Source organism: Caballeronia sp. dw_19 (genome assembly GCF_018449515.1).
Lineage (GTDB): Bacteria > Pseudomonadota > Gammaproteobacteria > Burkholderiales > Burkholderiaceae > Caballeronia.
The window spans coordinates 16,934-31,491 of the sequence record NZ_JAAVUQ010000051.1 but is presented as its reverse complement, the minus strand read 5'-3'; the positions used below and the strand labels follow the sequence as shown (position 1 = coordinate 31,491).

The 14,558-nt window shown below is 60.9% G+C and carries 9 protein-coding genes and 1 pseudogene; 2 read left to right on the top strand and 8 right to left on the bottom strand.

The features are described from left to right. Window position 1: 1 nt before the first annotated feature. Window positions 2-886 carry a glucose-1-phosphate thymidylyltransferase RfbA gene (rfbA, locus tag HB376_RS36710; protein WP_213768594.1) on the top strand — a complete coding sequence of 295 codons (885 nt, stop codon included), beginning with the start codon at window positions 2-4 and terminating at the stop codon, window positions 884-886. Beyond that, window positions 883-1,425, top strand: a complete 543-nt coding sequence (gene rfbC / locus HB376_RS36705; RefSeq protein ID WP_213768593.1) for a dTDP-4-dehydrorhamnose 3,5-epimerase — start codon at window positions 883-885, stop codon at window positions 1,423-1,425. The genes rfbA and rfbC overlap by 4 nt, the downstream gene beginning before the upstream one ends. A gap of 48 nt (window positions 1,426-1,473) precedes the next feature. Here the strand turns inward: rfbC and HB376_RS36700 are convergent, their stop codons facing one another. From HB376_RS36700 to HB376_RS36665, 8 genes and pseudogenes are all read right to left on the bottom strand, one after another. Then, window positions 1,474-2,988, bottom strand: a complete 1,515-nt coding sequence (locus HB376_RS36700; protein WP_213768592.1) for a glycosyltransferase family 1 protein — start codon at window positions 2,986-2,988, stop codon at window positions 1,474-1,476. 14 nt (window positions 2,989-3,002) lie between these two features. Next, window positions 3,003-5,051 (bottom strand): glycosyltransferase family 2 protein, encoded by a 2,049-nt coding sequence (locus tag HB376_RS36695; RefSeq protein WP_255631782.1) that lies wholly within the window; start codon window positions 5,049-5,051, stop codon window positions 3,003-3,005. A 163-nt stretch (window positions 5,052-5,214) separates the two neighbouring features. Beyond that, window positions 5,215-6,213 carry an NAD-dependent epimerase/dehydratase family protein gene (locus tag HB376_RS36690; protein WP_213768591.1) on the bottom strand — a complete coding sequence of 333 codons (999 nt, stop codon included), beginning with the start codon at window positions 6,211-6,213 and terminating at the stop codon, window positions 5,215-5,217. Continuing rightward, on the bottom strand, window positions 6,200-9,514 hold the full coding sequence (locus HB376_RS36685; protein ID WP_213768590.1) for a glycosyltransferase: 3,315 nt from the start codon (window positions 9,512-9,514) through the stop codon (window positions 6,200-6,202). Before HB376_RS36685 ends, HB376_RS36690 begins: the two co-directional genes overlap by 14 nt. A gap of 363 nt (window positions 9,515-9,877) precedes the next feature. After that, a pseudogene (locus tag HB376_RS36680) lies at window positions 9,878-10,490 on the bottom strand (IS5 family transposase); the annotation flags it as partial. Between the two features lie 1,006 nt (window positions 10,491-11,496). Beyond that, on the bottom strand, window positions 11,497-12,150 hold the full coding sequence (locus tag HB376_RS36675) for an ABC transporter ATP-binding protein (protein ID WP_213768589.1): 654 nt from the start codon (window positions 12,148-12,150) through the stop codon (window positions 11,497-11,499). Then, a complete protein-coding gene (locus tag HB376_RS36670) occupies window positions 12,147-12,938 on the bottom strand; it encodes an ABC transporter permease (RefSeq protein WP_213768588.1) in 792 nt (263 codons plus the stop codon). Before HB376_RS36670 ends, HB376_RS36675 begins: the two co-directional genes overlap by 4 nt. Window positions 12,939-12,945: 7 nt before the next feature. Further along, the gene (locus tag HB376_RS36665) at window positions 12,946-14,100 is read right to left on the bottom strand and encodes a hypothetical protein (protein WP_213768587.1); all 1,155 of its coding nucleotides are present in this window, start codon (window positions 14,098-14,100) and stop codon (window positions 12,946-12,948) included. Between the last annotated feature and the right edge of the window lie 458 nt (window positions 14,101-14,558).

Below are 14,558 nucleotides of genomic sequence, written 5' to 3'. Positions count from 1 at the left end.
TATGAATCCAAAGGGCATCATTCTCGCTGGCGGGTCCGGCACCCGGCTCTATCCTGCGACGCAGGCAGTCAGCAAGCAATTGCTGCCGATCTACGATAAGCCGATGATCTACTATCCGCTGAGCACGCTGATGCTGGCGGGCATTCAGGATATCCTGATCATTTCGACTCCACAGGACACGCCGCGCTTCGAACAGCTGCTGGGCGACGGTTCGCAATGGGGGATTCGCCTGCAATACAAGGTGCAACCGAGCCCGGATGGCCTCGCGCAGGCGTTCATTCTCGGCGAGTCGTTCATCGGCGACCATCCGTGCGCGCTGATCCTCGGCGACAACATCTTCTATGGCCACGACTTGGCGGTGCTGCTGAAGCGAGCCGCAGCCAAGACGTCGGGTGCGAGCGTGTTCGCGTATCGCGTGCAGGACCCTGAGCGTTACGGCGTCGTGGAGTTCGATGACGCGGGCAAGGCCATCAGCATCGAGGAAAAGCCGGAACGGCCAAAGTCGCAATTCGCGGTGACGGGGCTTTATTTCTACGATGCGCAAGTCGTCGAATTCGCAAAGTTGATCAAGCCGTCGCCGCGTGGCGAACTCGAAATCACCGATCTGAACAGGCTCTACCTGAAGGACGGCATGCTCGACGTGCAGACAATGGGGCGCGGCTATGCGTGGCTCGATACGGGCACGCACGACTCGATGCTCAACGCGTCGCAGTTCATCGCGACGATGGAGCATCGCCAGGGCCTCAAGATCGCGTGCATCGAGGAAGTCGCATACCGGCTCGGCTACATCGACGCAGAGCAATTGCTGCGCCTCGCGCAGCCGTTGAGTAAGAACGGCTACGGCCAGTACCTGAAGGACATCCTGAAGGAGGGACACGTACGATGAACGTGCTCGATACCGCTATCCCCGACGTCAAGATATTCGAACCGAAGGTGTTCACGGACGCTCGCGGCTTTTTCTTCGAGAGCTTCAACCACAAGGTCTTCGAGGAAGTCATCGGTGCATCCGTCACGTTTGTGCAGGATAACCACTCGAAGTCGCTCCGCAATGTCGTGCGCGGATTGCATTATCAGATCAGCCACGCGCAGGGCAAGCTCGTGCGGGTCGTCGCGGGCGAGGCATTCGACGTCGCCGTCGACATCCGGCGGTCGTCGCCGACCTTTGGCAAGTGGGTCGGCGTCACCCTGTCGGCGGATAACAAGCGCCAGCTGTGGGTGCCCGAAGGATTCGCGCACGGTTTCGTCGTAACGTCGGAATCGGCGGAGTTCCTGTATAAGACGACGGACTACTGGTATTCGGACGCCGAGCGCGCGATCAAGTGGGACGATCCGACGCTCGCGATCGAATGGCCGGTCACGGGCAATGCGCTCGTGTCGACCAAGGACGCGGCCGCTCCCGCATTCGCCAACGCAGAGTACTTCTGAGTATCGCCGGCGTGTGACCGGGCAACGCCGCGTGGCGTGTGCTACCGGTCACGCTGCGGCACCGATCCGCGCGAGAAACGCTTCCCACTGGGGCAGCACATTTTCCGGCAGATATTGTGCCGAGACGGCCACGCCGCGTTCGATCGCACGTCCGCGCTGTACCTCAGGACCCTGCAGCATGCGTCTCAGGCAATCTACCAAGCTCGTGACCGAATGAGAGTCAAAGTACTCCGCCGCGTCCGCATAGATTTCCCGGTGAACTGCAATATCCGACGCGGCGACGGTGCCGCCGCTGCGCATCGCCTCGACGCCCGAAAAATCGAAACCTTCCGCGAGACTCGGACAGACGACTACAGCCGCATGACGGTAGAGCACCCGTAGTTCGTCGGCCGGCACTTGCTCGAGCGCGTATAGCGCATCCTGCTCGATCCACGGCTGCATGTCCCGGATGATCGGTTCCGCATTCCATCCCTTGCCCCCGACGATCACGAGCTTCAGTTCCGGATCGGACGTAGCGCGCAGCGCGGCGAATGCCGAGATCAGCAGCGAATGATTTTTGCGCGGCTCGAGTGTCGACACCATCAAGAGGTAGCGGAACGACGGACCGTTGGGCGGCCGGGATGGCGTGTCGGCAACGTTGGCGTTGTGTCTCGTCCGCAGGATTGGCGCGACGCGGTTCGCGGGGGAATCCTCGGGAAAGTAGTGGTGCGAGACCACGTTCGGGATCGTGACGCTGCGCGTTTCCAGTTCTGGAAACACGCGCAGCAGGTCCTGACGGGTCGATTCCGACACGCACGCGAAGTGCGCGCCGCTAGCGACATTGTCAGCCAGCGCTCGGAAGTGGGTTGCCTGATGCCGCGACTTGTTCGCGAACGCGTGCGGCATGAAGATCGGCAGCGCGTCGTGATATCGGATCACGAGCGCCGTGCCGGGCGCGACGCGTCCAGGATACGGCGTCTGCGCAATGAAGACGTCGAGGCCTGTTGTGTCGAGCGTCGGGTAGACCGGACGCTTGCGCCATTTGGCCGCCAGCAGTCCGGCCGACTGCATGATGTTCCACGGGATCGTGCACACGACGAACCGGCGCGACGTGACGTCGGCGAAATCCTCGGCGGGCAGGGTCTTGCTGAACAGCGCTTGCCAGACGTATTCCTCGAAATGACGGCTGTCGAAGAGTGTGAGCGGAATTTTCCGGCGCGCACCGTGCGTTGCCGTCGACAGCATCAGGCCGTACGCGACACGTCGGCGTTTCAGGTACAGCTCGATTTCGCTGAGCAGCTTGCCGCTTGGCTTCGTGTCGAGGCTGACGATCACACGCGAGTAGCGGTTGAGCCGTTCGCTGATCGGCACGGCCGTGTCGTCGTTGCACGACAACGGAGTGCCTGATTCCAGGAAGCGCAGCGAGGTCTGCAGCAGGCCGACGATCTCGATCGACGGGCTGGCGCCCAAATTGCGGAACAGGAGCCGGGTCTCCTGCGGAATGCCGGCGAAGCCATCGAGGGCCGGGCGCATTTCGAGCAGTACGCGTCGACGCGAGGCGGGGGGCGAGGTCGGGTGACTCATGTCTGGGCGGTACGTTAGGTGTGGTCGCGAGCCAGCGCGTCGCGGGCGGACGGGATGCGGGGCGGCCATGCGTAACCGAAATCCTCTGCGTCGAGGCTCAGGTTCGGGTTGTAGGCGGGATCGTTGCGCAGCAGCTCGCCCCAGGTATTGTGCATGTACGCGGTCTCGCGCATGCTGCGCTCGATCTTCTCTCGCACGTCGTCGAATCCGCGGCTCGCGGATTCGTGATGGAAGAGTTCCGCGTAAGGCGTCCAGATGTTGCGGTAGCCCGCGTCGCGCAAGCGGAGGCAGAAATCAACGTCGTTGCAGGTGACCGCGAGATCCGCCTCGTTCAGACCGCCGACCTCGTCGTAAAGCGCCTTGCGCACGACCAGGCAGGCGCCAGTCACGGCGGAAAACGACTGCACGACACTCGCCCGGTCGCGCGGGCCGCGCTGTCCCCGGGGCAGAAAACGGTGAACGTGGCCGGCGACGTCATGGATGCCGAGCACCACCCCGGCATGCTGAATGGTTTCGTCGCCGTACCATAGCCGCGCGCCGACTGCGCCGATTTCCGGGCGCACCGCGTGGCTAACCATCTCGTCGAGCCAATCCTCATTGATCACTTCGATATCGTTGTTGATCAAGCCGAGGATCGTGCCGCGGGCCTCGCGGGCGGCGGAATTGTTCAGGCGTGAGTAATTGAATTCGCGGGGATCGTCGAGCACCCGCACGCGGTCATGTGCTGCGAGGTCGCGCAGATACCGGAGCGCGGACGGCTCGTCCGATCCGTTGTTGACGATCACGATCTCGTAATTCGTGTAACGGGTTCGCGCCATGATTGACTCGACGCAGCGCCGCAGCAGTGCAACCTGATTGCGCGTCGGGATCAACAGGCTGACGAGCGGCGCTTCGGCTGGCAGCGCGTAGCGTACCCGATAGGCGCCGCCGTCCGGCTCGACGCGTGCGGTGATCTGGCGCCGTCCGAAATGGTCTTCCAGCGCGCGCCGGCCGGCATCAACCGCGTAGGGCTTTGCGCCCATGTCGGACGCGGTGCTGCCGTCGTGCTTGCGCCAGTGATAGAGCACGCGAGGAATGTGATGGATGCTGCTCGCCGGGAGGCGCTCGATGCATCGCAGCGCGAGATCGTAATCCTGCGCGCCGTCGTAGTCCGGCCGGAATCCGCCGACTTCGGCGACGAGCGCGCGCTCGTACACGCCGAGGTGGCAGATCATGTTGTGCGAGTAGAACAGGTCCGGGTTCCAGTCGCTTTTGAAGTAGGGGTCCGAACGAGCGCCGCTGTCGTCAACCTTGTCTTCGTCGGAATAGACCAGCCGCGCGTGCGGCATTTCACTGATCGCATGCGCGACCCAGAAGATAGCGTGCTCAGCGAGCAGGTCGTCCTGATCGAGCAGCGCGATCCAAGTGCCCGTCGCGAGTGCCAGCGCGGTGTTCGATGCAGCCGAGATGCCGCCGTTGTCGCGGCGATACGCGACCTTGATGCGCGCATCGCCCGCGCGAAACGACTCGAGCAGGTCATGGACGGCGGGCTCGCCCGAACCGTCGTCGGCGATGCAAAGCTCCCAATGCGGGTAGGATTGCGCGCGAACGGATTCGATGGCGGCGCGCAGCCAGGCCGGATTCGGACGGTACACCGGCATTACGATCGACAAGGTCGGCGGCTGCGTCGCCTGTCCGATCGCGAGTTGGATGGCCGTGCGATCCGCGTCGTTCGTCGTGTCGAATTCGCGTACCCAATTCGCGTACAACGCGCTTTCGCTGCGTTGATCAAACGCGTCGCAGTAGCGGTGCCAAAGCTCGGGGAGCGCAAGTGGTACGCTCCCGCGCTGGGTCGTTACCCGATACGCGGGGTCCGTCAACAACAGTCGCTTGTGCATGCGCGACGTGGCGAACCGTTGCGACACCCGCGCCAGCACGAAATGTACGATCGACGGGGCGACCGCGTCGAAACGAAATCGCACGGTCCCCATATGCTCTATCCGGATCAGCCGCTTGCACAGGCGTCCTGCGTCGATCATGAACGGGAACGTGTCGCGCCCGTGGTGTCCCACGATCTCGATCATGCTCTTGCAACGAACGCTGGCCGACTCGATCTGCAGTTCGACCATGTACCATCCTGGGCGGATGGGACGCGCGATCGTTGCGATCGTCCCGTCGTCATCCGGTGAGCTGTCCAGTTCGAGATGCCTGGCCGTCCACCGCCATCGTCCCACCCAGCCTGCGATGCTACGCAGTCGCTGCATAAGCGCGTGCCGTTTCGTTGGCATCTAGCACGTTGCTTAGCCACCGGTAGGTGATGTCGAGCGCGGCCTGCCAGTCGGTCTGGGGCCTCCAGCCGAGATGGTCGTATGCGCGCCGGATGTCGAGCACATTCACGGGAACGTCGGCCGCGCGGCCGGGCGTGTACTCAACGCGCGGCAGCTTGCCGTGAACGTGCGTGATCGACTCGATCACGTCATTGACGGACTTGCCGACTCCGCTGCCGATGTTGAAGACGCGCGGCGCGTGCTGCGTGTCGAGTGCCATCGACGCGATGGCCGCGTCGACGACATCCTGAATGTACACGTAGTCGCGCACGACGCTGCCGTCGCCCCAGATACTGATCGGCGTGCGCGACAGCGCCTTGCCGAACAGCGTCGCGATCAGCCCCTGATCGTGCGGCATCTGATATTCGCCGAACGGATTGGCGATCCGGAGCGCGACGTAGTCGAGCTGGTGCAGATGACGGAACAGATGCAAATAACCTTCCACCGCGTGCTTGACGATCCCGTACGAGCAGATCGGCAGGGGTATCACGTTTTCGCTGATCGGTACCACGGATTGCGGGCCGTAGACGGTGCCGCCGGACGAGGCATAGATCACCTTCTTCACGCGGTGCTCGCGGCATAGCTCAAGCAGGCGCAGCGTGCCGATCAGATTTTCCTCGACGTCGCGCGCCTTCTCCGCGTTGGACGGCGCGGGCAGCAGAGTGTTGACGAGGTGGATCACGAAATCGCTGCCGCGAATCGCGTCGTCCAGCCCCGTGCCGGTGGCGAGATCGGTGCGTCGCCAACTGACCTTGTCGGCCAACTCCGCGCGGGCGGACGCCGACCGGCCGGCGCCGATCACGGTCGCGCCTGCCGACTGCAGCGCCAGACACAGGTTTGTCCCGATGAAGCCGTTGGCGCCGAGCACTGTGCAGCGCGCGCCTGCCAACCAGTTCCGATCGTGATCAGGTTGTTGCATGTTTTTTCCCAACGTCGGCGATAGATGTCACGCCGCAAGCATCGAAGAAGGCGCTCGTGAATGCTTGCACCGAGAACTGCTCGTCGAATACCTTCTTGCCGCGGATAGCGATTTCCGGCAGATCGCTCGCGCGATCGACGGCTTCGCGCAGCATCTCGGCGATCGCCTGCGGCTCCGGCGAGCGCGATACGAAGCCCGACACGCCGTGCTCGATGTACGACGAGGTGCCGGTCATGTTGGTGCACATGAGCACCTTGGCGATTCCGAGCGCATCGATCGAAACAAGCGGGAGCGTATCGTCGCGTGACGCTATCAGGATGGCGTCCGCCGCGGCGAGCTCCTGCACGTAGTGCTCGTACGGAATTTCCGTGCGAATAGTGATTTCCGGAAACTTGCGCGCATTCGTCTCGACCGCGCGGAAGAAGTGCTCGTCGAGCACGCGACCGTAGAGGTTTAGGCGCAGCTTTGAGCGGTACTCGGCCGGCAGTATTTCGAATGCGGCCACGGCCAGATCCTGCCCCTTGCGCGGCTCGTACGAGCCCATCAGCGACACGTTGAGCGGGAAATTGGCTCTCTTCAGAGGCAGGGGCTTGTCGTTGTGCGGCCGGACGCCGTACTTGATCACTTCTGCGTCGGGGCGAAGGCGTTTGACCAGCACCGCCGCATGGTCGCTGCCGACCCAGATCCCTTTCGCGACCGAGAACGCCTCGGTGATTTCTGGCTGGATGTTCAGCAAGTGCTCGAGCAGCGAGATCTCGTGGATGTACCAGTACGTGTCGACGACGGCGCTCAACTGCGTAATCGCAGGCCACGTGACGACCGTGTTGGCGATCACGAGATCGAAGTTGCGGGCGAATTGCTCGACGGACGGATGCTGACGCAACAGCAGTTCGTCGACTATCACGGGAATGCCGAGGTCGTTGAGTTGTTGGCGGAAGACGCCGTCCGACGGCGATGCTACGACGACGAAATGGCCCGCCTCGTGCAGTACGCGCGCCATCTCGAACACGACGCGCGGCGCGCCGCTGCCCGTCAGGTCGTGCGAGATCAACAGGATGTCCTTGCCGCCTTCCGGCGCGGGCGGTACGTTTCCGTAAAGCTGCCATGCGTCGGGCGAGTCATGGAACAGGATGTCGCGCATCGTGGGCGGGAAGTACGGGTCATACGATGTTTCCCGACCCCAGCGGCGCAGCAGGAAGATGTCCGACTTGTCCTTCTTGCGCGGAACGTTCTGAACGACTTTGGCCTTTTCGGCCTTTTCGGTTTCGCCGATCGACATGTGGCCAATATGGATCAGCGTGGCGTGGGGCGTGTACAGGCAAGTGTGTCCGAGTTCGCGAACGCGGAAGCAGAGGTCGACGTCGGAGTGAGAAATCGGCGCATTTACCGCGTCGTAGCCGCCGACCTGGTCGAACACACTCTTACGCATCGCCAGGAGCGCGCCGCAAATGAGCGAGACCTCGCGCAGCCACAGCGCCATGCCGAAGTGCGTGTCCGTTTCGTGCGGCAGACAATGGAACATGGTGCCGACGAGGCCGCGCACGCCTGTCACCATGCCGGCGTGCTGTATCAGGTAGTTCTCGTACAGCAGCTTCGGACCGACGATGCCGACGTTCGGACCGACGGCGAAGCCCTCGAGGATCATCTCGACCCAGTCTTTCGACACGACGCGCACGTCGTCGTTGAAGAAGATCACGATTTCGCCCGTGGCGAGCGCCGCGCCTTCATTGCATTTCAGCGAGAAGTTGAAAGGTTTGTCGAACGGGACGAACTTCACGCAGTCCGGCAGGCCGGGCTTATCGAGCTTCTTGATCAGCTTCGAATTCGTGACGACCAGGATCTCGTAGTTGCGGTACAGCGAGTTGTCGACGATCGACGCGATCGAATCCTGGATGTTGTTCAGGTTGTCCGACGGAATGACGATCGAGACCTTTTCGGTCATCGACGAGACGTTGACGCGGAAGTGATTGGCCGCGCGCTCGGGATAGGCTTCGCCCTGTAGCCGGCGACGGCGCGCGGCATCCTGGAGCGCCGCGATGTTCGTTGTCCGTGCATGGGGCTTGTCGCCTTGCGCGGCGGAGCCGGCGATCATCCGCCAGCCGTACAGCACGCGTGCGATGTGTTGCACGTTCTCGGTCATTTCCGCGATCCGCAGCGCGAGATCGTAGTCCTGTGAGAAGTCGTATTCGGAACGGAACGCACCGGCCTTCTCGACGAGTGATTTTCGGTACACCGAGAGGTGGCCCGTGTACATACTATTGAACAGCATGCTCGGGCTCCAGTCCGGCTTCGTGAACAACTGGATCGGTGCACCCGCGTCGTTGATCTTGCACTCGTCGGAGTAGATCATGTCGAGCTTCGGGTTCGCATGCAGCGTCGAAACGACGTGATGCAGCGCGTCGAATGTCAGCATGTCGTCGTTGTCGAGCAGGGCGACGAACTCGCCCGATGACATCGCGAGCGCGACATTCGTCGCTGCGGCGATGCCTCTGTTGGTTTTCTCGATCGACAGGCGGATGCGCAAATCGCGCGCGGCCGCATCGCTCAGGAACTGGGCAAGCTCCGGCACGTTGGAGCCGTCGTCGACGATGCAGAGCTCCCAGTTCGCGTAGCTCTGGTATTGCGCGGATTCGATCGCCTTCGCCAGATATTCGAGCGGCACCTTGTAGACGGGCATCAGGATAGAGATTCGGATGTCCGCCGGGATCGCTGACGCTTTCGCAGGCTGGGCGGTGAAGCGTAGCGGCAGCGCGGCGAGCGCGGCTTCGTAGCGGTGCGCGATTGGATCGTGGACGGCCGGGGACTGATACTGCGGTTCCGCATCGGCTGCCAGCGCAGGAATCGTACCCGCGGCGTCGCCGCCGTTCAGTGTCTTGACCAGCGCGGTCAGGCGCTCCAGTTTGCGATCGAATTCGGCTATCTGGAGCTGGATCGCTTCGCTAAGCACGTTCAGCTTGTTGTCGATTGCGCGGATCGTGTGCTGCTGCTCGAGCGTGACGGACGCGAGCGAGTGCTGGAACCACGTGCGCGGCGACAGGAGCTTCCGGCGCTTGTGAGCCTGCACGAGTTCGTCGAGACCGGGGAGGCTCACCCGCGCGGCCTTGCCCTCGGGGCTCAGGCGCAGCTGGGCAAGCAGCTCGGTCTTGCTGACCCCGGCGCGCAGCCGATTCAAATAGTAGCGCGTGCCTTCCGCATCCGGCGCACGCCGCAATAGCGTGTGATATGCGACTACGACGAACCGCTCGTCGTAGTAGCCGAACAATTCCGAAAGGCTGGCTGCAGGGTTATGCATTTGAATCATGAAAACGAGTTCCCCGGGGTGTTTGACCGCCATGGCGGTAATTAGCAGGTTGGTAGTACGTCGATATCATTCGGGGGGTGCTGTCACGCGTAAAAGCGGCCTTCCATGAAGCCTATATGTTGGTCGCTTTGCGTGTCGCATCGTTGGCGATACGCATTGTATTCGCAATACTGCAGCACTACTTACGCCCTATATCAGCGAAGATGCGGTAATTGCAAATACCGTAACGGGGAGCCCGCTGCCGTGGGGCGCCTTCACAAGTGTCCGTAGGGTCCCAATCCCTGACGTAGATATCGTTGGTTCAAAAAGCGGCGTTGTTGCATAAGACAAACGTAAGGGTAAGTGGCTCGCGTGATCCCGGAATTTCGTGGTATCAGACGCACCGCAGCCAAGGGTATCGATCAGTTTGTCCGCAGGGATCTGTTCGAGCAGCTTGGGCAACATGTCGGCATCGGCGACGCCTTGATGCTTCATCAGCGAGGTGCGTACCCGACCGGTCTTTGCGTCGAGTCCGGAGTGCACCTTGCGCCAAGTGCTGCGCTTCGAATAGCCGTGCTTACGCAGCTTCCACTCGCCTTCGCCGTGAAACTTCGCGCCGGTGCTGTCCACCACCCTGTGCGGCGGTTCGCCCCTGCGCAGGGTGGTCAACCTAATCTTCAATTCTTCCGTGCAGCGGCTAAGCATCGTGTAATTCGGCACCGGCAAGTCAGCGAATGGGAGTTCGCGTAGGGTATGCATGAAGCCCTGAAGCAGGCGGTACACTTGTTTGAGCACGAGCAGCATCTGAATCGCCGCGGCCGAATACGTGTACGGCCGACCGCACTTAAACAACCCTGTCCTGGTTGTTTTTCATGAAGCTCTCGTCGATCCACATCGTCACGTCGCCTCTCACAGTCAAGCTCGTGTAGTACTGCGTCCAGTTCCTGACGCGGTATTCCCCTTTGGGTTCACGCGTCTTGTGTTCGTCCTTGTGCATCTTCTCGGCAAAATCGAGAATCTACGCAGTTCCCTGGAAAGTTGACAAGGGCGCCGTCCACTACCGTTGCGTGTAAACCTCATTTAATGATTTCGCGAGATATCCCATCACCCTTCCTTGCACGTGCAGGGAGCAAAAGAATAAAGGCTAGGTCCTCATATCGAGGACCATTCCTTATGATCTTCGACCCCGGCAATGAAAGTGGTCAAGATTAATTCTCACGCTACGCCATTGTCGACCGCAAATTTTATAGCAGCCAGAATTCGTCAATTGACATTCCGTCTCATATTACGACTACGTTCTAAGTACGACTACGTTCTAAGACCGCGTTTTACGTTTGCGCGAAAACTTTAAACGTCTATGGCTTATCGTGCCGAACCGCTCGCCATTGCCAGTGACCGCCGCTGCATCGAGGTAAAATCACACCATGCCTTCCGTCGGCCGCCTTTAGCCCGACACGAATCGGATCCTGGCATCCAATGTCGAACACCACCAACACATGAGGCTTAACAACTGGGCGGAAACTCGCAGCAGCCGACCCGGGTTCGCGAGAATTTGACGCGCCGTTTGAAGTCGTCGCGTCACCGGCAAAGTTACGTTCGGTTCGCGATCAGGTCGCCGATCTCTTCATGATTGTCGTTACCGCTCCGACGCAAAAGGAAAAGCTGGCGCCCGCACATAGGCCGTCGAGGCATGGGAAAGCGATGGCCGTTCTCATATTGGAGTCCCTTCCGGATTACGTTAGCTATCCGTGAGTGCGTCGTCTTCGGTCGGGCGAGTCAACGTGCTGGCAGCACCCCTTGCCATCATGGTAGTCAATGATCGAGCTAAAAGATTGCGAATGGACAGTCGTAGGCATTGACTCGGACATGTCTCATCGGATGGCGGACATCGGGATGACATCACAAGGTGCCGCAGACCGACGGGTATCTATTCGCGGCAACGCCGTTTCCTGCGGTTCGCAGCGGGGTGGCGCCCAGTCCTAACCTGGTCGAGGAGCAACAGTTTAGCCAGGAAGCGAATGATAGTGATGCAGCGCTTCGTCCACCGTGTCGAAGTCGTGAAGCATTCCGTCGATCAGCACAGTCGCTCGAGTGCAATGTTCGCGGATGTATGCGGGACTGTGCGACACGATGATCATCGCGCGGTCGCTGCGCTTCTCGAACAGTTCGACGTGGCATTTCTGGTGAAACCGGCTGTCACCGACCGCCACAATCTCGTCGATCAGGAAACAGTCGAATTCGACGCCCATCGAGATCGCGAACGCCAGCCGAGCGCGCATCCCCGACGAGTAGGTCTTGACGGGTTCCTTCAGGTAGATGCCCAATTCGGAAAACTGCTCGACGAAGTCGATGGCCGGCTGGATCGGCGCGCCATACACGCGGCAGATGAAACGGACGTTGTCGAGCCCGCTCAAGCTGCCCTGGAAAGCGCCGCCGAACGCGAGCGGCCACGAGATGCTGATGCCGCGGTGGATGTTGCCGCTCGTCTGCAGTTCAGCGCCGCTGATGAGGCGAATCAGCGTCGACTTGCCGGCGCCGTTGCGACCGAGGATGCCAACCTTCTCGCCTTTCGCGACCTTCAGATTCAAGCCCTTCAATACGCTGCGCGCGCCAGAGCGCGTGTGGTAGGTCTTGACGATGTTCTCTAGGATGATCATTCCGGTTCCACCCGACGGCCGGTTTCTCGGACCAGTGCAAGGCCTATCAGCAGCAGAACCGCATTGAACGTCGCGAGATACCATGGCTCCTCGTGCGTGTGTACGGCGGCGCCGAAGTAACCGTGCCGGATCATTTCGGTGCCATGGACCATTGGCACCCACGAAATCAATTGCCGGTAGTGTTCGGGCAGCCAGTCCACCATGAATGCGGCACCCGACAGCGGGAACATCAGGTAGGTGATGATGTGCCAGACCCGCTCGATTGTTTCAGAGCGCTCGGAGAGGGCGCCCACGACAAGACTCAGCGCGAACGCGAACCAGCACAGTAGGAACCAGCCGATCAGGATCGTCAGGATATCGACAGGAAAGCTCATCAGCCCGACAGCGGAGAACGTGATCGTCAAGACGATCAGCGACGAGGTCGCGCCGACGATTTCGAGGATGATGCGCGTCGCAATCACGTCGAACGCGCGCACGTTCCGGTGGTAGAGCAGCGCGAGGTTGACGTCGATTGCCTTGACGGCTCGATTGCTGCAGTTACGCCACAAGATCAGCGACGAATAGCCCGTCACCGCGAACGCGGTGATCGGCAGGTTGCTGCCGTGCGTGGCCTTGAGCAGCGTCCAGAGGGTGGTGATGCCCAACGTGAACAGCATTGGCTCGAGGAACAGCCAGAGAAAGCCAATGTTGTGGCGACCGTAGCGCGTAATGACCTCGCGCATGATGAGCGCGCCCACCACGCGTGTCTGGATCTGCAGCGACCTGGAGAGGGACGATTGTGGTTGCATCTCGGATTCAGTCCTTGTGCTCTTTCATGCCGGCGATGAAGATGCTAAGGATCCCCCACGCGACGATACCCATCAGCAGCGTCGCCAGGATCGACTGCAGCCGCTTGGGCTCGATCGCTGCATCCGGTGTGCCAGGCTGAACGATGCGCTCGAGATACAGTTGCTGGCGCTGGGCTTCCGCGCGCGCGGTCTCGAGCGACGCCATCGCTGACGCGAGTCCCTTGTTAGCGAACTCCGTGTCGAGCTGAAGCCTCACGTAGCTCGCCTCCTTGTCCGACAACGATCCGGAGCTTCCAGTGATGGAGCTCGTCATCGTCTCAATCTGCTTTTGCAACGTCGCGATGTTGGTCTTGAGCGGCGCGATCTGCGGATTGGCGGGCGCGACCGACTGGACCTGCACGAGCTGGTTCTGGGCCTCGAACAGGTCCTTCTGCAGGCTGGCGATCTGTTGCAGCTGGAGCGAGGACTGCTTCTCCGGATCGAACACCGTCTTCGAGTTCCGATACGCGGCCAGCGCGGTGGCCGCGTCCTTCGCCTTGGCGGTGGCTAGACTGACCTGATCCTGCGAGAACTTGATCGCATCTTGCGCGGAGCGCGCGTTGATTTGATTGACAAGGCGTTCGCTGTACTGGAGCAGGAGCTCGTTGATGTGCTGCGCGTCTTTCGCGGTGAATGCGCGAACCTTGAGGGTCGTGATCGACGCCGACGAGTCGAAGTCGACCGATACGACATGATTGCCGTAATACTTCCACAGGGCTTCGAAGCTGTCGTCGAGGCCGCGATGGAAGCGACTCACGAAGTCGCCCTGCTGGCTGAACGCGTTCTCGATGTACTTATCCTGGTTCAGTTCCATCAGCACGTCGCGCGAGCGAATGTAGTCGATCACCGGATAGGTGTTGCTGTCCGCGCTGGACAAGCCCGAGCCCTGCAGCAGTGCGCCGACGACGCCGGCCTGAACCTGGCGCTGCGGGCTGCGGACCACGAAGCGGGATTCCGATACATAGATATTGGCCGCAATGAAGCCGAAGTACACCACCGCGACGGCGGTGGGCAAAACCACCGTAATGGCAAACAGCAGATTGATTTTCTTGATGCGCTGAAAGAGGCCTTTCTTGGGGCTGGGCGCGGACGGGACGGCATAGTTGTTAGATACGTGTTCCAACTCAATTTCCTGGCTAGTGGCTCGTTCCATCCAGTTAGAGGAACCGATGCCGAATTCGATAAAAGAGCAGAAATATCGTCAAACCTCCGTGCGCACTGTATGTTTCCGGTGGGCTGATCGAAAGATTGTGACGGCTAAATGTCCCGCGCGCCTGGTGCCCTCAGATAGCTGGGCAAAGCGTACGAAGTTCCGTGGGAGTGGTTGGTCCGGGCAGCTTGGTGTGCAATAGAGCGCATGATTATAGAAGACCTCATCCGCGCTTGATCGCGGGCTTGCTTTATCTGGTGAGCACTTGGCAGCGACGTAGAATGAGCACGCTTTCGTGACTCTTGGAGCGCATGGAGCTATGGTTACGCAATGTATCCAATCGCAAATTCAGGCCCATTGTCGAGCAATCCAGCGTCTGCGTTAACAGCACTTCCCGATCCATCAAGATGTCAGCCTAAGAAGCACAAGCG

Excerpts from the sequence above, each read along its gene's own strand:
- rfbA (WP_213768594.1), top strand. The coding sequence starts at position 2 with ATGAATCCAAAGGGCATCATTCTCGCTGGCGGGTCCGGCACCCGGCTC.
- rfbC (WP_213768593.1), top strand. The coding sequence starts at position 883 with ATGAACGTGCTCGATACCGCTATCCCCGACGTCAAGATATTCGAACCG.
- HB376_RS36700 (WP_213768592.1), bottom strand. The coding sequence starts at position 2,988 with ATGAGTCACCCGACCTCGCCCCCCGCCTCGCGTCGACGCGTACTGCTC.
- HB376_RS36695 (WP_255631782.1), bottom strand. The coding sequence starts at position 5,051 with ATGATCGAGATCGTGGGACACCACGGGCGCGACACGTTCCCGTTCATG.
- HB376_RS36690 (WP_213768591.1), bottom strand. The coding sequence starts at position 6,213 with ATGCAACAACCTGATCACGATCGGAACTGGTTGGCAGGCGCGCGCTGC.
- HB376_RS36685 (WP_213768590.1), bottom strand. The coding sequence starts at position 9,514 with ATGATTCAAATGCATAACCCTGCAGCCAGCCTTTCGGAATTGTTCGGC.
- HB376_RS36675 (WP_213768589.1), bottom strand. The coding sequence starts at position 12,150 with ATGATCATCCTAGAGAACATCGTCAAGACCTACCACACGCGCTCTGGC.
- HB376_RS36670 (WP_213768588.1), bottom strand. The coding sequence starts at position 12,938 with ATGCAACCACAATCGTCCCTCTCCAGGTCGCTGCAGATCCAGACACGC.